The following is a 22,223-nucleotide window of genomic DNA, read 5'->3' on the forward strand; positions in this document are numbered from 1 at the left end:
TAAATATGTTATTTTATTATGATGTTTTTATAAAATATGTATGTTTGAATTAGGCAATTATAACACATTTAATTTATTTATTTTGTTTTAAGTATGTTATATTTTTAGTTTTAAATAAAAGAGTTTTCTGTTAGAATTTAATTATAGAGGAGGAATTATATGATTAAAAAAACATTGCTTTTATCAACTTTAGTTTTAACGATGGCTGGATGCGCTACATCTGCCCAAGGAGAAGACTCAACTAGTACAACAAATGAGACACAGAAGGAAACACAGAAGGAAACACAGAAGGAAACACCGATCATTACTCTTTCGGATGTAGAAGAAGCACAACAAGAATGGGCAGAGAATATTATTGCGATTGGTGAAGCTAGTTTGGAAAGTGACGAAAAAGCCGAAGAAAAAGCGCTTGAGACACTGGAAAATCTATATGCTTACGATGACGGTCAAGTGCTCTTCAAACCAACGAAAGCTGCGGAAGTACCATTTCGTGGAACAAAAGATGAAGCACTATCTTATTTTGTTGGTGGGGACATCGCAGAAGATGGTGGATTTGCCTTAGAGCCTTGGACAGATATCCGCTTTGATAATCACGATACGATCTTGAACGGTGATACAGCGATTTCTTCAGGTGTATATTACTTTACTTCAGGGGAGACCAACCAAGAAGTCAAAGTTGAATACACATTTGGTTATATCATGGATGAGGATGGCGACTTGAAAATCCAGTTACATCACTCAAGTGTGCCATTCGGATAAGAAAAAGATGTATGGCTAAATCAACAAAAATGGCTGACTATCCTGCTTGATCTTCTAACGCTTCCACCATGTAAGAGTGATACATAATGTAGGGTAGTCAAACGAATCATCGAAATAAATTATAGGCACCAACTGAAATGATTTTAAGCAATATTTGTAAAACAATTGGAGGATCAAACGAGGTAACTCATTGGTTCTTCAGTTTTTTTTGCTAGGTATCGTATGTAAAAAATCAATAAATTTCTTTTAAATTTATTGGTATAAAATAAATTCAAGAATATAATTATTGGAATTTTACGCATAAATATTCTAACATTAGATTGTACTTGTATTTTTATAATAGTTATTTTAGGTTATCTTTAAAAGAGAACGAAATTTTACTCTGTTTTCATGTCAAATAATTACTATAAAACAACAAGTATCTTTTGTTTTCTAAATAGTAAGAATATTTTTGCTATTTAAAAATGACAGAAAAAGATTGAGGTGATGTTATACTATTTGAATTTTTACATTTCAACTATAGATTGAGGAGAAAATAAATATGCTGCCAGATAAATTAATATTATTATTCATTACAAAAACACAATTTTTACAAATGAAGGTATTAAAAGAAATGAAACATGGAGCAGTCTCAATAAAAAAGCTGGAAGATGAAATGGATCTAACAAAAAGACAAGCAAGGAAGATACTTCAAAATTTGATGAGAGAGTATGATGAAAGTGAAATTTCAAAAAAAACGCACACCTCTTTGATTCTAGATAAAGATGAATTGCGCTGTATGCCACAACTAACCGATACGGAATATCTCGAATTGATCAATATTTTTCAAGAAAGATATTTTGCAGAGTCAAATTTGTATCAGGCATTGTTATATGTGTTGGAAAAAAGGAAATTCAGTGTTTCAGATATCGCAAAATATCTAATCTATAGTGAGTCACATGTATACAAACTTTTAGGAAAGTTGAAAGAATTGTTTCAATTACTAAAAATTGATATTCGATTGATGAAGGTCAATGAAACATTGATTGAGTTAACAGGTAGTGAATCTACTATACGTATGTTGCATTATCTGGGAATTGCAGTCATTTCAAAAGGAAACTATTGGTTGTTCAAAACGATTACACAAGAAGAAGTAATCAACTTACGCTTATCCATCAACTTTGATCATTACCAAAATTTATCTCCGCTAGGGAAAAAGCGTATCAACTATTTATTAGCGGTTAGTTTGATATCATTGAAAAATGGGTACCAAATCCAGGATCTATCCTCAGAACTCGTGGAGCTGGGAGAAACAGTCTATAAGGAGGAGATGGATGCGTGTTTAGAAAAGCTGACTGTCAAAAAGATGATAGATGGCACAAATGCACGAAATGAATGTATCCATTTCGCCTTTCTATCCAACTATTTTGCACAAGATTTAAATAAGAAAGAAGAAAAAGAAGAACTGGGAAGAAAGCTAGGGGAGCTAAAGAAGAATTCAATCGTCACCAAATGTAAAAAATTACTCACGTGCATGATTGATTACTTTCATATACCAGAAACGATTTTTTACCAACTACTCTATTATTTGACAAACAAATTAGTCACTATCCATCATTTGGAATTATATAAATTTATGCCTATATATCATGATGCATTACCAACAAATCGTTATGGAGCCTATATAGAGCGTTGCATCGATAAAAACTTAAAATCTTACCAAAATGAGCCTTCTTACCATCACATCAAAAATAGTTTTGTGCAAGTCATCTTAGGAAGCTTGGCCTCCAACAGTCTTAAATCTGAACATAAAGTTTATGTGGAATTTTTTAACCTTCCAGAATCTAAAAATATAGTCGAAAATGTTATTACTCATTACTACAATAATAAACGAATAAAAATCGTAGAATCGTATGATCATGCTGATATCGTTATTTCGGATACCCATGGATACGAAGATAAAGATTTATTTTATTTTAAGCATATCTCAGATAAGGATTCATGGACGAGGTTGGGATCGTATTTTAATAAAGTCATCGTAAATACGTACAAATTTTGACCACCGATTGACTAAATAACATAATCAGATATGACAAATCGAAGTTATTTGCTAAATCTGTTTATCATCTCTTGGTTTAAATGAACAATAAATGAATAATAGTTTTGATTTTCACAATAAATAAACACTTATTTATAAAGGTTTGTGTTTATTTTATATGTTAATTTGTGATTGATTGAACAATAAAAGCGTGCTATTTTTAAATAAGTTATTATGTTATAAAAATAATGTAACAAAAAAATATTGGAAGGAAGGTATGATATGAAAAAAAGATTATTGGGTAGTGTTGTTTTGGTTTTAAGTCTAGGAGGAATAATTTTTGGTGCGACAAAAGATGTTTCTGCACATGGGTATGTAAGGGAACCAATTAGTCGAGGATACCAAGGGTCATTAGATGCTCGCACCAACTGGACTGCAGCATTTCAGAAATATGGGGCAGTGATCAATGAGCCACAATCTTTAGAAGCATTGAAAGGCTTCCCAGCAGCAGGACCAGCGGATGGACGAATTGCTTCTGCAAATGGTGCATTAGGTTTTGAGTTAGATCAACAAACAGCAACTTTATGGACAAAGCAAGATATCAGTACTGGTCCTAATAATTTCACTTGGCATTTTACGGCAAATCACCGGACCGCGAAATATCATTACTACATCACGAAAAATGGTTGGGATCAAAACAAACCACTTGCGAGAGAGGATCTAGAGTTATTATCGGAAATCGATGGTGGCGGACAATCTTCTGCGAATATTAGCGCAACGCACACAGTCAATATTCCAGAAGACCGAATGGGGTATCACGTTATTTTAGCAATTTGGGATATTAGTGATACTGCGAATGCTTTTTACAATGTGATTGATGCGAATATCAAGAGTAATGGAGCAATACCAGTCGTACCAAATAAACCAACGAATGTCAGAGCAGTGAATACGACAAAACAGTCAGTCTCACTTTCTTGGGATGCACAAGCAGCTGTTGAAAAATACAATGTGTATCGTGACGGTCAACTGATTACTACAACTTCTGCGAACAACTATCAAGATAATCAATTAACAGCAAATACCACGTATAAGTACGAAATCGAAGCAGTATCGTTTACCGGACAAGTATCTGAAAAAAGTGATGCGCTTCAGGTAACAACGTTAGCAGATAACGAAGTAGAAGTGCCAACAAGACCAGGTAACTTACATTCAATGGGGGAAACGATGAACTCAATCTCATTGATGTGGAATCCTTCGAGCCACTCTGCAGGAATCAAAACATATGAAATCTATAGAGATGGCCAATTAGTTGGTCAAACTGCAAATACCACTTATCTAGATACTGGGTTGAATGCGGGGGCTCAGTATACGTATACGATCAAAGCAGTGAGCAATGATTCTATTCGATCAGAGGCAAGCAATCGCTTAGTGATTTCAACAAAAACAAATGAAATTGCACCACCAAGTGAACATCGTCAATTTGAGTTAGGAAGTTTGTTTAATCCTGTGAGATATACTAAGGATGAAATTATTTTTCATGAGGGAAAACTTTATACGACACTAGTTACTCATGATAATTATGGGGACCCATCTTGGGCGCCAGATAGTGCCGCTAGTTTATTTAGAATTAAATAACTTTTAAAAGTCTTTTAGTCTTTTGAATTAATTTAGGATTCCAATAGAATAGCTTTTTTATAGAAAGCTTAAAATCTCAGAGGGCCATTTATTGTAGATAAATAAAAATAGTGGGTTAGTGTTATTAATTACGCCTTAAAGAGGCTATACAATTTGTATAGTCTCTTTTTTATTGTTATCTCTCGAATCTGAAATCTATAAAAAAACTTTAAAAAAACTTCGTCTTCTAAAGAATTTTTTTTCTCTAAGTCGGGAAATACAATACCTCGAAATAAAAAAACAGATTGTTTATAGTGAAGTTGTTATGTGAAAGGGGGAAGGTAAGTGGAAGAGATTCTTGAACGATTAATATCGAATGATTACAAAAAACGTGTCGTATTTATCTTGAATACTTTAGAAAGAAGAAAAAATGTGACCGTTCAATATCTTGCAAAAAGTCTCAAAGTAACTAGAAGAACGATTACCAATGATTTAAAAACGATTCAAGATGAATTTTCCGACACAATTGAAATATTGACTTCCTATAAAGGGGTCAGCATGTTTGTATTGAACCATTTTAAATTATTCGAGAAAAAAAAATCTTATTACATGAATGAAGACTTAGTAAAAGTGACAACAAGTATCCTTACAGGTGAACTGAAGCAGGTGATCGATTGGAGCTGGGAATTACATTACTGTGAGAAAACAGTGATCCAAAAAATGCGAAAGCTAAAGAAAATCTGCCATCAATATGGTTTGAATTTAAAACTTTCACCGGTTGAATTTTTAGGGAAGGAGATCAGAATCAGAAAACTGTTTATTGATCTTTACATTAAATCAGCTTATCTAGAGATCGAAGATTATTGCCCCTATAAAAATGAAATGGAAGAAATAACCAAAATCGTTTTGGCGTTATGTTCGGATGTTTCCCAATCAATCACAAAGAAAATACTTGCTTTAACTTTTATCCGGTTTGGAAAAGATAAATTATATATCCAGTCGCGATTGTTAGATTGGTTTAGAAACAATCCCTTAACGAATCAATTATTCGTTGAATTTATTCAATTAGATTGTTTCAAGACCTATTCTAAAGAAGTCATTTTTGAAGAATGTTGTTTTATAGCTTGTATGATCCATTTACATGAATGTTATTACACAGAGATAGAAAAACACAATAAAGGATTTGCAGAATACTTTGGTTTTTCCGAGACAGTCAAACATTTAGTTTTAGATCTCAAGAGTGTTCTCGGGAATCGGATCCAAGTTGATAATGAGCAACTGTATTCAATTGTTAATTGCTTTTTATTTCAAGAGAAAATCAAACAGGAACTTGAAATTGATTTTTCATATAACGATGAAGAATCGGCGATGTTGATTGATTCAATCAACCGGCGACTATATAAAGAAATGAATACAGTCATCAAAAAAAATAAAGCGATCCAAAAGAATTTCCTTCAAAAAAGATGTGCTTCGTCATTTACTTCTGACTTATTACTTTTCTTATATACGAACAAGGCATGTGAAGTTTTAAGTACAGTTGTTGTTGCATTGAAACGAGGATTTTTAACGGATTTTGCATTAAATGAAATTATTGAAAGATATCTACACACCAGAGCAAGTATCATGTACCAGGAACAATTGGAAACCATTGAAAATCCACTTGATGTAGATATCTTAGTGACAAATATTCTACCATTTCCGTATCAAGTTGGGGATAAAACCAAAATGTTTTATCTACCAGAAAAAGCAGATATTGATCGAACGATGGACGTCGTTTCAGATTTGCTTGTTACGGATTTTAGATAATAAAAAAGATAACTTATGTCGTTTAGGAGGACAAGTTGAAAAACTCAAAGACTTGGTATTATAAATTACTTTTACTATTTTTATTTCTTGTATTCGCGTATACGGCAAATCGGACCATCCTAATTTACGAGAATTTCCGACAACAGACAGAAGATATCGCACAAGTCTTGGTTCGCACAATCGACCAATTGGGACTAGAAGTTAGTCGCTTTGAGTTTGATTTTAGCTATAGTATAGCAAGTATCATTGGTACATTTACAATCGTGGGGGGGCTTGCTCTTGGTATCTTGTATCACTCAGGCATGCCGAAACATACAGAGTTTGAATACGGAAGTGCCAGATGGGGCAACAAAAAAGACATAAAGCCGATGATGGATAAAAAAAAAGACAACAATATCATTCTCACAAAAAGTGAATCGCTGTCTATGTCTGGTCGTATGAAGATCACTAAGTCTAATAACTTTAATCGGAATAAGAATGTTATCGTAGTAGGAGGAGCTGGATCAGGGAAAACAAGGTTCTATGTAAAACCTAATTTGATGCAACTACATTCTTCCTATGTCGTCAGTGATTCTAAAGGACTCTTGTTAAGCGAAACAGCAACGATGTTTAAAGAGGCCGGATATGAAATCAAGGTTTTTGACTTGATCACGCGGGAAAATACAGACTACTATAATCCTTTTACTTACATCCGTACTGAAGACGATATTTTAAAAGTCGTCAACAACTTGATCAAAAATACTTCAGATCCTGAAAAAAAGGGTGGCGATGATTTTTGGGAAAAAGCTGAAACTGCCTTATTGATGGCTACATTCAGTTATCTTTTGCAAGAAGTTGATGAAGAAGATCAAACATTGACGAATGTCGTTGAAATGGTTCGCTTAGCAAACTGTCCAGAGGATGTGCCAGATTATGTTTCCCCACTAGATGTGATTTTCAATGAACTTGAAGAAAAAGATCCTGCCAACTTTGCAGTGGCGCAATACAAAATTTTCAAATTAGCGGGGGATCGTACCGCAAAAAGTATTTTAGTCAGCCTAGGTGTGCGATTATCACCTTTTGATATTCCGAATATCAAAAAAATCGTGAGTAAAGATACTTTAGGATTAGACACCGTTGGGGACAAGAAAACCATTATCTATATTTTATTGTCAGATACAGATACAAGTTTCAATTTCTTAGCAAGTATGTTGTACCAACAATTATTCGATAGCTTAGTTTACAAAGCAGACAATGTCTACAAAGGTCGTCTACCACATCATGTGCGATGTGTCTTAGATGAATTTGCCAATATAGGACAGATTCCAGACTTTGAAAAAGTGATTTCAGTGATTCGAAGTCGTGAGATATCAGTCAATGTGATCTTACAAAACATTAGTCAGCTTAAAAATTTGTACAAAGATACTTGGGAAACAATCATCGGGACCAGTGACGTTTTTCTTTATTTAGGTGGAATGGAGTTAAGCACCCATGAGTATATCTCTAAATTACTAGGAAAGAAAACGATCCAGCACAAGAACGTTAGCATCACCAAAGGTAGTAATGGGAACTACAGTGAAAATTATCAAAAAATGGGTCGGAATTTATTAGATGTAGATGAAGTGGCGAATCTTAGTGGAACAAAAGCGATTTTGAAGATTCGTGGAATAGTTCCGTTTATCTCAGAAAAATATGATATTACGAAACATAAAAATTATAAAAAACTCGGAGATGTGACTCCAAAGAATTGGTACGAACGAAATCAATCACCAGAAAATGAAGAGGAGAATAAATAGAAATGAACAATAACCAACAATTATTACAGGATGTATTTAACTTGATTTCAAGATTTACGATGGTTGGCGGAGGATTATGGATTATTTGGGGAACTGTTATCTTAGCCGGAGCATTAAAAGATAAAAATGGACCACAGCTACAACAAGGGATCTGGCAAGTCGTCGGCGGTGCCTTGATTTTAGTAGCCGCAGTTTGGTTCGTAACTGCATTTGATGTTGGTTCACTTTTAAGTAGGTAAAAAATTTTTTATAGAAAGAAGGTTAATCAGTGCGCTCAGCGATAATGATGCTATTTGATCGAATGATGGAATATTTAAATGGGGACAATATTGCAGAAACCTTAAGCCGTGGTTTGCAAGATTACATGGCAGATGCCTATCGAGTAGCAGGAATCATCCAACAAACGATTATAGCTCCAGTTGCATTTTCAATACTAGCGATATTCATCTTATTTGAATTTCAAAAAATTTCTTTAAAAGTTGAGAATGCAGGTGGTGCTCCAACTTTGGGATTTGAAATGATCATGAAAGCATTTGTAAAATTTATTATTTGTTATATTGTCATCTTAAGAATCCAAGTGATTCTCGATGCCATTGTCGCATTAGGGGCGATGTTAGCAGGGCAAATAATGGCCTTAAATAGAGATGATTTTTTAAGTTCTTATCGCAATGTAGTCGATTCAGCAGTAAGAAGTCTTTCGTGGTGGGAAGTAATGGTCGTATTAATGATTTTTGTTGTTCTATTTTTAGTTTCTTTAGTGGTAGGGGTCTTTATCAATGTCATTGTCTATATAAGATTTTTTGAATTATATATATTTAGTGCGATTGCTCCTATTTCGATGGCGGCATTACCCCACCAAGAATTTTCATCGATGGCAAAAGGATTTTTCAAGAATTTTGCAGCTTCCTCCTTACATGCTGTAATGATCGCATTAGTATTGACCATTTATCCTTTGATTTTTGTGAATTTCTTAAATAGTCATAGGAGTGGCATGTGGTCGCTGATTTTTGGTTTGACGATTTACATGATTGCTTTGATGTTTGCAATAAATAAGACAAAAGGATGGGCGAAAATGATTGTATCCGCCTCATAGAAAGGAATAAAAGTAATGGCAATTGAAGTCAAAGTCCATAAAGATGTACGTGAATATAAAGAGCGGATCGTAGCAGGTATGAGTGTCAGACAACTAGGGTTTCTTTCCGTCGCGGTACTGATTAATATCGTGATCAGTTTTGTCTTTGTTCGCTTTTTTGGTTACTCCATGGACGTGATCAGTTGGCTGATGATTCTCGTTTCAATGCCAATCGTCGCCTTTGGGTGGCTAAAAAAAGAGGGACTGCCTTTTGAACGTTATTTGAAATACTATTTTATTTACCATTTTGATCAAGGAGTAGTTGTGTATGAAGAATCTGATCGGCCCCAATTTAATGAAGGTGAACTTCAGACAAAACAAGAATAAGAAAAATACGCAAGAAGAAAAAAAATCTTTTTTACTTTTTGAAGAAATCTACGATAACGGTATTTGTTTAATTGCTGAGAAAGAATACTCTCTAACGATCAATATTGACGATATCAGTTATCAGCTTTGTTCCGAAGAACAACGTATGCAGATATTCATTAAATATTGTGAGTTTCTAAATTCTTTAGATGCTTCCATAGATTACAAAGTCACGTTAGTAAAAAAGAAAAAAACAGTTGAAGAATTGAACCATGTGCTTTTTAAAGAAAAAAATGAACGATATGATGATAAATACCGCCAAGAAATGAATGACTATTTAAAGTTGAAGATCAACGAAAAGAAAAATGCGTTTGAAAAGAAAATTTTTATCACCTTTACTCAAAAACACGAGAATCAGTCATTTGCTGAAAGAGAGTTATTCTTGGTTGCCGATCAAGTGGATCTATTCGCTCGAAAAATTGGCTCGACGATCCATATTTTAAAAGGAGAAGAACGCAAAAAATTGATTGGTCAAATATTAAACAATGAGAATCACGAATTGCTACCAAAGCGAATCGAGCTTAAATCTGATAAGCGCTTGATCAAGGTGGACGACAAACTAAATCAGACGCTCTATTTGGATGGCTATCCGGCTGAACTATCAGATGAATGTTTGACAGGCCTTATGGAAATCGATGAAGAAATCACTCTTACGGTTAGTTGCAAACCAATACCAATGGCAAACAGTTTCGACTTAGTAAAGACTAAAATGGCGTATATGGATCAGCAAAAAGTGGATGAACAGCGAAAAGCCTTAAATAGTGGGTACGATTATGACATGCTACCGTATGACTTATCTTATTCCATGGATGAAGCAAAAGAGCTTTTAGATTCATTACAAAGCAAAAGTCAGAAACTATTTGAAGTGACCGTATTGATCAATTTCTATGCAGATAATCAGGAAAAGTTAAATAAAATTGCAAGTAAAATCAAGTCGGTAGGCCGAAGATTTGGCTGTACGATCATTGGATTAGCCTATTTACAGAAGTTTGCTTTAAATACAGTGTTACCAATAGGAAAAAATCATATTCCTTTAAATCGCTTATTGGCAACTTCTGCAGTTTCGGCGTTGATGCCATTTTCGATCGCTGAAATGCTCCATGAGAATGGAAATTATTATGGGATCAATTCTGTGACAAAAAATCTGACGATTCTTGATCGGAAAAAACTAATGGCGCCCAATGGGTTTGTCTTAGGTACACCAGGATCAGGTAAGAGTTTTTCTGTCAAACGGGAAATTGTCAATGTTTTATTAAGAAACGCTGAAGATGAAGTGATCGTCATTGATCCTGAATCAGAATATCAGCATATTTGTTCAGAATTTGATGGCCAAATGGTTCGATTGGCTGGTAATTCAAACACCTGCATCAATCCAATGGATATCAATAGTAACTATGGCGATGATGCAGACCCAATCGCTTTAAAAACCCAGTTTTTGATTTCACTTTGTGAGCTGATCACTGGAGGTATTTTAGGATTATCTTCCCAACAAAAAACAATCATCGACCGAGTATGCCGAAAAATTTACCAAGAACAGACGCAGTTACCGACATTAAAAGAGTTTTATATGGCGCTAAATGTACAGCCAGAAGAAGAAGCAAAGCAATTGGCGATTGAATTAGAACTTTACACAGAAGGTAGTCTAGCACTATTTTCTAAAAAAACAAATGTGGATCTGAATAAACGTTTGATTATTTTTGACATCAAAGATTTAGGAAAACAACTCAAGCCGTTTGGAATGTTAGTTGTGTTAGATCAAATTTGGAACCGAATCACGTTGAATCGAGAATCAGGAATTCGTACATGGTTATATATTGATGAATTACAGTTACTCTTTACAAATGAATACTCAGAAAATTATTTCTTTGAATTGTGGAGTAGGGCAAGAAAGTGGGGCGCTATACCGACGGGGATCACCCAAAATGTAGAGACGTTATTGCTTTCGGATCTAGCTAGAAGAATGCTTTCAAATAGTGACTTCGTTGTTATGTTCAATCAAGCAAAATCTGACCGCTCAGAGTTGACTCGTTTATTCGATATATCGGAAGAGCAGGAAAAGTATGTATTGAATGGAAGTGAAGGTACTGGATTGATGGTGTTTGGGGACACGATCATCCCATTTGAAGACCGACTTCCTAAAGAAACAAGTCTCTATCAAATTATGACAACTAAACCTGGTGAAGAGGTAAAGACAAAGCAAGATTATGAGTGAAACATATGACGGGAATAAACAAGAAAACAACAAGCCGCAAGATTTGTTATCAATCAAATTGAACCGTGTCAGTACGAAAGAGCAAAAAAAGAAAGCATTGAAGAAGCGCCTCCGATTAAAAAAACGTCAACAACAATTAGCAAGAAAAAAAAGAGACAACTTACAGCTGAAAAACAGAAATATCGTTGATTTCAAACAACATATGGTGAAGAGCCAGTCAAGAAAAGATCCATTAAGTAAAGGCGTAACAAGCACAAAAACAAACGACAGTGGTTTTAAAAAGCGCTATCTTATGACAAATAAAAAAAAGTTAAACAAAATAAACAGAAATAAAAAACATAGTACCACTAGAGAAAAGGCCTATTTCATAAAGAATAAACATCGCTCACCTAAAGAAATCGATCATGCGCTTTTAGGAATAAAAAAGAGACAAACTTCATCCAATAATATAGGGACGAATCAGCGAAGTCAGCTTTCTACTGATAAAATCAATAAACAAAAACTAGGATCAAAAAAATTTTATCATAAGAAACAAGAAAAGCTTGACAAAAATATTCTCAATCTAGCTGGAATAAAGAATACACTTACTGCGACTAAACAGACCAGAACTAAGAAGCTTGAAGAGAAACTATTCGGCATCAAAGACAAACTTGAACGTAAACATCAAGTATTAAGTAACTCCAACAAAATCAAACGATTAAAAAAGCAAACAAAAATTCCATCGAAAAAAAAATTCAAACCCAAACTGAAAAAAAATCTGGCACAAACAGCCATAGACACAGTTGGCAGGAACAAAGATGGCGAATTAAATATTCTTGGAGTGCTTTTAGTCTTATTTATTATTCTCAAACTAATCCTCATGTTGTTGTCTGTCAAAGTAATGATGATCTTGGCGGTCGTCATCGTCGTCATCGTCGTTATTATCGCCATCTTTAATTTTATCGCTAGTATATTTACTATAAAAACGGAAGATATGGCATTAGCAGAGGCATATGAGCATATCACACTTTTGGATGCCAGAAAGAACAAAGAAGTACAACGGGTTTTTGAAGATTTTTCAGAAAATTCTGAAATTGAAGAAGTTTATTTTGTTGTAAATGGTGTTGCAAGACCAGATAACAATTTTATCTATAGCTCTGATGCAGATACGTACCTCTATTACCTGAATGCAAAATATGAAGATTATAACATCAGTAAACGTATTTCAGCGAGTAGCAATATCTTTGGTGCAACTAGAGTTCGTGGAGAAGTAGAAGGGATCCATGGGTATACCTTTAATTACACGACAGAAATCGAAACAAGAGAAGTACCAATCATTTATCCTGATGAGCCTAATCCAGAAGAGGATGAATCGGAAGACCCTGATGATTCAGAAGAAGATGAGCAACCAGAAGAAGACCCTGATGATTCAGAAGAAGATGAGGAACTAGAAGAAGACCCTGATGATTCAGAAGAAGATGAGGAACTAGAAGAAGACCCTGATGATTCAGAAGAAGATGAGGAACTAGAAGAAGACCCTGATGATTCAGAAGAAGATGAGGAACTAGAAGAAGACCCTGATGATTCAGAAGAAGATGAGGAACTAGAAGAAGACCCTGATGATTCAGAAGAAAATGTGGAACCAGAAGAAAAGCCTGCTGATATAGAAGGAGACAAGGAACTAGAAGAAATTGATGATCTAAATGAAGATCACGAGCCTGAAGAAGACCCAGAGGAGCTGGAAGAAGAATCTGAAGCAAATCAAACGAATGAAGGCCCGACTTTGGACCGACACGTTCCCCCTCATAATGAAGAAGATCGTCCAACCCATCGCACGATAAAAGTGGCATTGATCAATATTGAAATCAAAACAATCAGTCAATTCATTGATGAAAATTCAGACACGATGTCGGAGGAAGAACTAGATAAATTCGGACCAATTCAGGAATTGGACCGATTTGAAAATAAATTGTTTTTGCAAAGTCCTTTTGGTATGAATCAAGATGCCATCGTTGTTCAAAAATATGGCTATCGTGGATCAGATGACAGAAATAGACATAACCACATTGAGCTGTTGGCTCAGCCTGGTACCCCTGTCTACGGGATCGATAATTCTGGATCAGGAAGAGTTCATGCTGCTGGGAATGATTATGTAACTATCAATACTTCTTTGAGTAAAAGAGTTGTTTTGTCTCCATTAAAAAATGTCCGAGTGAGAAATGGAGAATGGGTAGATGCCGATACCCTAGTTGGAGAAACGACCGGGAATTTGAAGGTTGAAGTCATTGAACGTCGAACATTCTGGCCAAACAGACACATTTATCCATCTGCTTATATTTTTGATCTGGAATTTCAATATCCATCTGAGATAGAAGGGTTTACACATAATTCTTCAAGATCGATCTCAGGAAGTCTTAAAAATCCTGGACAAATGATTTTACAATGGGAACATCTTGTTCGAGAAGCCTGTGAAAAGTATGGGATTCCAGAGTATGTCAACATGATCTTGGCAATCATCCAAGTAGAATCAGGTGGTGATGCAGAAAGATTCCCTGACATCATGCAGGCCAGTGAGTCACAAGGTTTGTCTCCTAATACGATCGATGATCCAGAACTATCAATTGATCGAGGCACCCACTATTTTGCGCAATTATTAAGTAAAGCGAGAGAATTACATCTGGATGACCGTGCGGCACTTCAAGCCTATAACTACGGAGAAGACTTTTTAAATTGGTTAGCAAATACCAATAAGCAATATAGCTTCTTTCATGCAGAGTTATATGCAAGAGAAAAAAGCAATAGACAAACCGTTCGTTATACCCATCCAGTAGCTTTAGCACATGGATTTTCATGGCGATATGCTTACGGAAATATGTTCTATGTACCTATAGTAACTAACTATCTATGGCTCGAAAACTCAGATTTCCTTGAGGCCGCAATCAACGAGATTGGCACGATTCAAGGTGAGAAATACTGGCAATGGTATGGATTTGAAGGAAGAGTAGAATGGTGTGCGATCTTTGTAAGCTGGGTAGCAGATCAAGTAGGTTATCTCAATCAAGAAAAAATAATCAAGTCTGCTAACTGTTTAGAAATGATCAACCGGTTAACAGAAAAGGGAAACTATAAGAAAGCTTCAGAGAACTATCATCCACAACCAGGTGATTTGATTTTCTTTGATTGGAATGGAGGTGGTACAGGAAAAGATCATGTGGGAATCGTAGAGTTTTCAGATGGAAATATCATTCAGACCATCGAAGGGAATACTGCCAACAAAGTAGCTAGAAGGACCTATTTCGTCAATGATCCAAGTATTTCAGGTTACGGTATTCTTCAATAAAGAAAGAAAAGGATGAACAATGAAACAAATAAAAAATATAGTTGAGTCAAAAGAAGGTAAAAGAATCGTGTTTATAGCTGTCGGTATTTTCATCGCAATGTTCAGTTTTATTTTTTACTCGCTATTTTTTCATCGCAATACGGATGAAAACGCAGGATCTACTACAAATAGTGAACCCTTGTCTGTAAATGAGCAAAAAAAAGAGGACCTAAATTTAGTGGAAAAAAACGAAGCCTTAGTCTATAGAGGGATTTGGTACTCTGATCGAGCGGATGGCATGGTCTTAGAATTAAAAAATGATGGGACCTATCAGAGTACTGATTGGCTCTCAACCGGTAATTATCGCTTGGTGGATACAAAACTTGTGTTGACCGACAAAGACGAGAAGGAAGTTACTTTTGAGCTGATGACCAGGCTAGGGGAAACGATCTTCTTTTATAAAGACAATGAGGGGGACATTACCTATTTCTATCCAAGTGTTGAATTGATGGAGAAAGCAAAAGAAATGATGGATTCTGGTGGTGATGAAGTGAACGAGATGATTAGTCAGAAATGGAATGACGTGTTACTTCAAGGTAGTTGGACAGGTACAACGATGAATAGTCAAGTGTTGATTGATTTCACAGAAGATACATTTGTTCAACGAAAAGTGGATGACGGAGACGAAATAAGTCGAACTTTTTACTATCGAGTCATTTCTGAAGATATTTCTGAGACGTCATGTGTGTTAGAACTGTCAGTCACCGATGAAAATTCAGCAGTTAAAAAATTTGAAATCACATTAGAAGAAACAGAATTTGGGTATCGCATGAATTCCCTCCCAGGAATGTTTTTATGGGTAAATAATTACGAAAAACCACATCAAGCAGTGCGATTAACTCAAACAGGTGTATATAGGGAAGAAAATACATCATTAGAACAGTTGCTTGAACATCGCTTAAATGGTTAATCGACTCTTAAAAAATTCTTCATTGAATGGAGGAGACCGATGTTTTATAAAAAATATGAAGACTATCTTAAAGAATATCTAAACAAAGATATTTCAATAAAATCAGTAAAACCTCATGAAGAAAAAATATTCAATGAGTTTCAAGCAAAAGCAATATTGGATAGCAACTCTGAAACTTTGAGAGAAGAATTCCACTTCGTTCTAGACTTGATTTCTTCACGAAAAGAAGTGAATGAAGAAAAGACAAATGATTTAAAAAAATCATTTGAAAGAATGATCCAAGGCATTGATCCATCAGACTATAATGCGCTGAGATTCTCCATATATAAATCGCGGATGATGGTCTTAAAAGAAAATATACGTGAGCGAGAAACAAGTTCAAAAGAAGTGCCACCTACTTTTACGTCGAACACATCATTACAAGCATCTGATGAATTGGTAAGTCCTAAATTAGTGGCGGAACAGGAAAAAAGATTTGCAGAACAAGCAACACTCAATAAAAGAGACAACGGAAAGCAAGAAGCTTTATCCAATGAGCAGATAAAAGAGAATGTCGCGACGTACGTAAATTTGGCCCATACTACGAATCAATCTACAAAAGAAGAACAGCACCAAAGACCTAAAGTGAGTGATTTAAAAGAACGATTTGAAAAAGAACGTTCTTATAATAAAGAACCCCATTCAGCTGAAGTACCATCAGGGACAGTCAACCGATTGCGCCAATACTATGAAGGTCTGAATCATTCAACAAATGATCATTCACCATTAGAAAGTCAAAAGTCGTCTAGATGGAGAACCTCGCAAACGAATGATTCACCGAATGTTCAAAATAGGCAAAATCAACCGACAGATCGACAGAACCAAAGAAATGAAGGAACATCATCTTATCAAAAATCTCCTCCATTAAAAGGTACTAGCGAGTTTGTGCGTAGAGGATACGAACGTACAGTCTATACGAATGAATCATCACCCACAAATAAAGCAGAGCCGGATCAAACCGGCATGACGAACGAAGAACTTCAAAGACGACGAGACCGGTTTGGCAATATGCCTGGACCAAGTAACGAACCACCAGTCATAAAGAGAACAACCCAAAGCGAACCGTATAATTATCAGACAGCTACTTATCAAAATCCACCTAGGCAGCAACGAAGTAGTGAGCTAGTGCAAGAAGGTCAAGCTAGTAGGATAGATAACAATGATTCATTGAGGACAAACAATGCAGAATGGAGTCAAACTGGTAGGGCGAACGAAGAATTTCAAAGATATCGAGACCGATTTGGCAATATGCCTGGACCAAGTAATGAACCACCAGTCATAGAGAGAACAACCCAAAGCGAACCGTATAATTATCAGACAGTTGCTTATCAAAATCCACCTAGGCAGCAACGAAGTAGTGAGCTAGTACATGAAGGTCAAACTAGTAGGATAGATAACAATGACTCATTAAGGACAAACAATGTAGAACTGAATCAAACTGGGAGGGCAGACGAAGAATTTCAAAACCTTTTTGCTCGATTTGAAAATCAGACTAGTACAAGCAATGAACCATCGTTTTCCAAGAAAAAGAGTCGTGGAGAGAATGAACATCAAGGAACTTCTTATCAAAGAGCTACCACCCTGCATGGCAGTAGCGAAATCGTACGTAAAGGAAACGGAAGTGCAGTTCATACGAATGATTCAGCATCTGCAAACGAAACAAAATCGAATCAAAACGACATGACGAACGAAGAATTTCAAAACCGTCGCACTCGATTCGAAAATTCCAGTGTAAAAAGTGATAACCACCTTGCATCAGAATCCACGGGTCGAGTGAAAGCAGTGAGAGATCAGTTTGAAAATCCGAACGCCTTTAGCAATGAACGATCAATTCCAGAACCCACGGGTCAAGTGAGAGCAGCGAGAGAACGGTTCGAAAAAGCGAATGTCCTTCGTGATAAGCGACCAGCTCCAGAATCCACGGGACGAGTGAGAGCAGCGAGAGAACGGTTCGAAAAAGCGAATGTCCTTCGTGATGAGCGACCAGCTCCAGAATCCACGGGACGAGTGAAGGCAGCGAGCGATCAGTTTGAAAAAGCGAACGATCATCCTAATGAGCGACCAGCTCCAGAATCCACGGGACGAGTGAAGGCAGCGAGCGATCAGTTTGAAAAAGCGAACGATCATCCTAATGAGCGACCAGCTCCAGAATCCACGGGACGAGTGAGAGCAGCGAGAGAATGGTTCGAAAAAGCGAATATCCTTCGTGATGAGCGACCAGTTCCAGAATCCACGGGACGAGTGAGAGCAGCGAGAGAACGGTTCGAAAAAGCGAATGTCCTTCGTGATGAGCGACCAGTTCCAGAATCCACGGGTCAAGTGAGAGCAGCGAGCGACCGGTTTGAAAAAGCAAATGAGTTTTCTAACAACCGCCCATTTCCAGAATCCACGGGTCAAGTGAGAGCAACGAGCGACCGGTTTGAAAAAGCGAATGAGTTTTCCAACGACCGCCCAGTTCCAGAACCCACGGGACAAGTGAAAGCAGCGAGAGATCGGTTTGAAAAAGCGAATGAGTTTTCTAACGACCGCCTTGCTCCAGAATCCACGGGTCGAGTTGAAGCGATGCGAAGACAGCACGAGTCCAGAACTGGGAGAGAAACTGAAGCTAGTGTCTCTAATGAAACATTACAGCAACAAAATGGCTTGGCTAATGAAAGATTTCGTCAACGCCAAAACCAATTTGAAAATCCTGCTGGAACAAGTAGTGATGGCCCAAAATCGGAAGAAACGGTTATAGCCGATCAGCTAGATCGTAGAAAAGAAACAAGCAACCAACCTACTGCTCTCTCTGCTGATCAAACAGGTATTGTTGATGGTAACACAAAAAAAATCCGTGAATTGTTAGCTGATAAACTCAAATTTAATCCAATAGAGAAAGAACCACCTGAAACAAACACTCAAACAGATAGTTCCCACGCATCAGTAGAGGAATCTTCCTCAGACACTCAAAACAGCCAAATGAGAAATCAGATGAGTGAAGGTGGGGAACCGAAACCAACGAAACTGGATGAAGCGAGCATAGCCACTCGAGGAATGGATAAAAAACAGTCGGAAAACATAACTGATCCTTTAGATAAACTTGGAATAGACGCTAGTAGTAGTACTCTTGGTTTAAATGAGAATGCTTCAGAAAAAACGGATAAAACTACAGAAACCGATTTTATGGATGACGATATAGAATTGCCAGAGTCAGGACCGCATACACAAAAAAAGAAAATCCACACAAAAAAAAGCCGAGCCATTCAAATCGGAAGAATTTTGTTGAACTTACTACCATTAGCATCTTGGCCATTGATCAGCATGTGGGTAACTGGCATTTTAGGTATCGTTCCAATCTACTTTGCTATGTATGGGCTACCACTAACTCTGTTCATTTACGGTACGGTTTTGGCTGCCTTTTATGGGCCAAAACTCATCAACTATATTCGTAAACTTCGTTCTAGAATACAAAACTACCGCCAAGCAGAACGAAATCGACAGAGAAACTTAAAAGATCGAGTGATTGATCCAAAAGAAAAATCAATTCAAAGAGAAACTGCTGCTCATGAGAAAGAAACAGCAAAAACAAAAAAACAGAATCACGCATCAGAAAAAGTTGGTTTTGAAAATCCAGAAAAAGACAAATCTGTAAAGGGCTATTTTAAAAGAAATTGGAAATCTTTTGCGATCATCATTGGTGTTGGCTTAGCTGTAGCAGGAATTGGTATTGCACTGACACCAGTAGTAGCACCATATATCTTTGCGGCGGCCACTTCAACTCCTTTATTTATGTACAAAGCAACTTCAGTTATTGCAATGGCACTTGCGGTTTCCTTTGGTGTGACTGCCTTGAGTAAAGGACTGCATGCACTACAAAGAAAGTTTTATAAAAAAGAAAATCAAACATTAGAAACCACGACACAAAAAGAAACAATCGAAAAAAATTCTTTAGAGGTAGATAAGGATTTTGATAAAGTCTATGAAAAAGTGGATAAGGATGATCGTGCACCTGCCCATGATAATTCTTCAATAGAAAGTGCTGGATCAAAAGAAGATAGAATAAAACTCGCTAGTAATGAAACGAAGTCAATGGAAAAAAGTCCATATGCATGGGTCTATGGTCAAGAGACAGAAAATAAAGCACAAAATGAATCGAATCGTTCAAGTCGGACGAATTCGTTCAATACCCATGAAACACTTCATGTAAAAGCGGATATTCATGAGCCACCGTCACAGTCATTACGTGAAAACCGTGCGACGAATCAATTAAGTGAAGCCGCAAGATATCAGGTAGATAATAGGAAATCTGAAAGTAATCCACAAATTGCTGAACAGAATAAAGGAATCAATCGTCAGCCAGCCGTCAAAGAGGCATTTGATTCAATCAAACAAAAAGCAATTTCAAAGAGTAATAATGTCAGTGGCAAGCCCCTACTGAAAGGTCAAATATCTTTTGAAAAATAGAGAATACGGAGTGATTCAATGAATAAAATCAAACTTATGAGCATATTTAGCGTCATCTTGTTGCTCTTGCATTTTCCAGTGAGTGTTTATGCTGTTCTTAATCCTATTTTTAATCCTGAGATGCTCAATGAAAACCATCAAGGAAAGACCTTGCGAGCATGGTTGTATGACGAAGGAGAAAACGCAATCTCTCAACAAATCAAGGCTATACCACAAGTAGATGGTTCTTTGGGGGTGGATATGGGGGATAGTGTGAGTTTTTCGATTGATATTCCTACCTACGCCTTAGTGGCAGACCGAGGTGGCTGGATTCCAACACTGACGGGAGGTAAGAGTGGAAATGTGTTTGTACCCAATTATTTTTATAAAGAGATGCGTTATGAAAAGGCACCAAATCTGACAGGTGATTTTAGCATAGGTGAGGTGACCGCGTCAAATCTTCCTTTGGGAGTGACCATTAGTAGAGTCGTTGGCTCGACTACGGGAAATTTTACAAAAGTTGATGTGACAGTTACTAGGACTCAGGTGAGTGATATAAATGGTCATACTAACTCAATCAATCTTAACTTGAGTTCGCTTTATTTAGATACATGGGCGAGTGAAACACCAAATTCTAATTCTCCTGGACAAAGTCCGATGAATGTAGGGGGCATCACACTTACTAATCTTAATTTAGGCACATTGTCACTGCGAACAAAAAATTCAATCAGAGTGAGATATATCGATGAGGCAGGAAATGATCTCCAAGAGCAGCTGGTCGAACAAATGGAGGTTGGTCAAAACTATGCGTATACACCTCCAGCCATTCCGGGATATACCTATAGCAGATTATCACCTGGAAGCGTAAGTGCTTCCGGTCAGATGGTAGCTGGTTCGGAAAGACTTGTTGAATTTGTCTATACAAAGAATCCAACGGTAGGCGGAGCAATCACAGTGAACCATGAATTTATCGGTGATCCGACATTGAATACGAGTGAGCGATTCACGGATGTCGGTAATGTAGGCGATCGATTTGATTTGACGCCTAGAACAGAAGTTGGCTGGCAAGTAAAAGGTGAGTTGCCACAAGTGACAGTGATGGAACAAGCACAAACAGTAACCATCCAATATGAACGTCAAACCGGCGGAGCAATCACAGTGAACCATGAATTTATCGGTGATCCGACATTGAATACGAGTGAGCGATTCACGGATGTCGGTAATGTAGGCGATCGCTTTGAGTTGACGCCTAGAACAGAAGTTGGCTGGCAAGTAAAAGGTGAATTGCCACAAGTGACAGTGACGGAACAAGCACAAACGGTAACGATCCAATACGAGCGTAAAGTTGGCGGTCAAGTAGTCGTCAACCACATTTTTGAGGAAGCACCTGAAAAAAATCGAATGGACATTCTACTTGGACGTTGGGGAGAAGCTTTTAAGGCGGAGCCAATGCAAATAGCTGGTTGGGAAGTGAAAGAAACCATCGGCCAACCTACAGGTGTATTTACAGATGAGGAGCAAGAGATAAATTTCATCTATGTTAGAAATGAGGAGCAGCCGATACCAGAGGAAGACAAACCTAATGATAATAAGGAAAAGCACCCTGAAACAAAACCGGTGGACCAAACAACTGACAAAAAAACTTCAACTAAAAATAATGATGGGGTCGCAATCAGAAGAAAAGAAGAGAAGCGTTCGCTACCAAGATTGAATAGTCAAGCAGGAATTTCCTTAACTGTAGTAGGGACGTCAATCGTTGCATTTGTCTTTTGGAAACAACTAAAAAAGCGAACTAAATGTAAAAATAAATGAT

13 protein-coding genes are annotated in these 22,223 nt (G+C 36.8%); all 13 read left to right on the forward strand.

Going from position 1 to position 22,223, the window contains the following annotated elements; genetic code table 11:
• Positions 1 to 159: 159 nt before the first annotated feature.
• A complete protein-coding gene (locus IGJ49_RS06520; RefSeq protein ID WP_438722820.1) occupies positions 160 to 759 on the forward strand; it encodes a hypothetical protein in 600 nt (199 codons plus the stop codon).
• Between the two features lie 541 nt (positions 760 to 1,300).
• Positions 1,301 to 2,797 carry a helix-turn-helix domain-containing protein gene (locus IGJ49_RS06525; protein WP_224434701.1) on the forward strand — a complete coding sequence of 499 codons (1,497 nt, stop codon included), beginning with the start codon at positions 1,301 to 1,303 and terminating at the stop codon, positions 2,795 to 2,797.
• A 261-nt stretch (positions 2,798 to 3,058) separates the two neighbouring features.
• Positions 3,059 to 4,411 (forward strand): lytic polysaccharide monooxygenase, encoded by a 1,353-nt coding sequence (locus tag IGJ49_RS06530; RefSeq protein WP_438722823.1) that lies wholly within the window; start codon positions 3,059 to 3,061, stop codon positions 4,409 to 4,411.
• 324 nt (positions 4,412 to 4,735) lie between these two features.
• Positions 4,736 to 6,196, forward strand: coding sequence for an HTH domain-containing protein (locus IGJ49_RS06535; RefSeq protein WP_096081506.1), 1,461 nt, complete (start codon positions 4,736 to 4,738; stop codon positions 6,194 to 6,196).
• A gap of 35 nt (positions 6,197 to 6,231) precedes the next feature.
• Positions 6,232 to 7,971 carry a VirD4-like conjugal transfer protein, CD1115 family gene (locus IGJ49_RS06540; RefSeq protein ID WP_438722825.1) on the forward strand — a complete coding sequence of 580 codons (1,740 nt, stop codon included), beginning with the start codon at positions 6,232 to 6,234 and terminating at the stop codon, positions 7,969 to 7,971.
• Positions 7,972 to 7,973: 2 nt separating this feature from the next.
• Entirely contained in the window at positions 7,974 to 8,210 is a 237-nt protein-coding gene (locus tag IGJ49_RS06545; protein ID WP_010735554.1) for a hypothetical protein, read from the forward strand.
• Between the two features lie 29 nt (positions 8,211 to 8,239).
• The gene (locus tag IGJ49_RS06550; protein WP_062805304.1) at positions 8,240 to 9,064 is read left to right on the forward strand and encodes a hypothetical protein; all 825 of its coding nucleotides are present in this window, start codon (positions 8,240 to 8,242) and stop codon (positions 9,062 to 9,064) included.
• A 15-nt stretch (positions 9,065 to 9,079) separates the two neighbouring features.
• The gene (locus tag IGJ49_RS06555) at positions 9,080 to 9,430 is read left to right on the forward strand and encodes a PrgI family protein (protein WP_062805303.1); all 351 of its coding nucleotides are present in this window, start codon (positions 9,080 to 9,082) and stop codon (positions 9,428 to 9,430) included.
• A complete protein-coding gene (locus IGJ49_RS06560) occupies positions 9,372 to 11,681 on the forward strand; it encodes a VirB4-like conjugal transfer ATPase, CD1110 family (RefSeq protein ID WP_077151368.1) in 2,310 nt (769 codons plus the stop codon). Before IGJ49_RS06555 ends, IGJ49_RS06560 begins: the two co-directional genes overlap by 59 nt.
• Positions 11,674 to 15,000 carry a lysozyme family protein gene (locus tag IGJ49_RS06565; RefSeq protein WP_438722829.1) on the forward strand — a complete coding sequence of 1,109 codons (3,327 nt, stop codon included), beginning with the start codon at positions 11,674 to 11,676 and terminating at the stop codon, positions 14,998 to 15,000. The genes IGJ49_RS06560 and IGJ49_RS06565 overlap by 8 nt, the downstream gene beginning before the upstream one ends.
• Positions 15,001 to 15,019: 19 nt before the next feature.
• Positions 15,020 to 15,949: a hypothetical protein gene (locus IGJ49_RS06570; RefSeq protein ID WP_062805300.1), complete on the forward strand. Its 930-nt coding sequence runs from the start codon at positions 15,020 to 15,022 to the stop codon at positions 15,947 to 15,949.
• Between the two features lie 39 nt (positions 15,950 to 15,988).
• Entirely contained in the window at positions 15,989 to 20,431 is a 4,443-nt protein-coding gene (locus tag IGJ49_RS06575; protein WP_438722831.1) for a hypothetical protein, read from the forward strand.
• A gap of 18 nt (positions 20,432 to 20,449) precedes the next feature.
• Positions 20,450 to 22,222 (forward strand): MucBP domain-containing protein, encoded by a 1,773-nt coding sequence (locus IGJ49_RS06580; RefSeq protein WP_438722833.1) that lies wholly within the window; start codon positions 20,450 to 20,452, stop codon positions 22,220 to 22,222.
• Position 22,223: the final 1 nt, after the last annotated feature.

The sequence above is a fragment of the Enterococcus sp. AZ171 genome (assembly GCF_051714005.1).
In the GTDB taxonomy this organism is placed as follows: domain Bacteria; phylum Bacillota; class Bacilli; order Lactobacillales; family Enterococcaceae; genus Enterococcus_B; species Enterococcus_B pernyi.